This window comes from Niastella populi (assembly GCF_002078015.1).
Lineage (GTDB): Bacteria > Bacteroidota > Bacteroidia > Chitinophagales > Chitinophagaceae > Niastella > Niastella populi.
In genome coordinates this window covers 1-228 of record NZ_LWBP01000146.1, presented here as the reverse complement: position 1 = coordinate 228, position 228 = coordinate 1, and the positions used below count along the sequence as shown (strand labels likewise).

Here is a 228-nt window from a genome sequence, read left to right as displayed (position 1 = left end):
ATCTTCCTGATATCAAGGTGAACGATAAATCCGACCCCGAGACCTCAGCCTCGTTTATTATAAGAGGGATCAGGCGACAGGACAGGTTTGTGATATTGATGGATGGCATCAGGATCTCGTCTCCTACAAATGAAGCGCTTCCCCTGCTGGAGAATTTTCCCATTTACCTGGCAAAACAAATTGAAGTGGTGTATGGCCCCGGTTCCGCCCTTTATGGCGCCGATGCCA

The 228-nt window shown here is 49.1% G+C and carries 1 protein-coding gene; it reads left to right on the top strand.

Going from position 1 to position 228, the window contains the following annotated elements; genetic code table 11:
* Positions 1-228, top strand: a 228-nt coding sequence (locus tag A4R26_RS13660) for a TonB-dependent receptor plug domain-containing protein (protein WP_165760260.1), incomplete at both ends; no start/stop codon positions are given.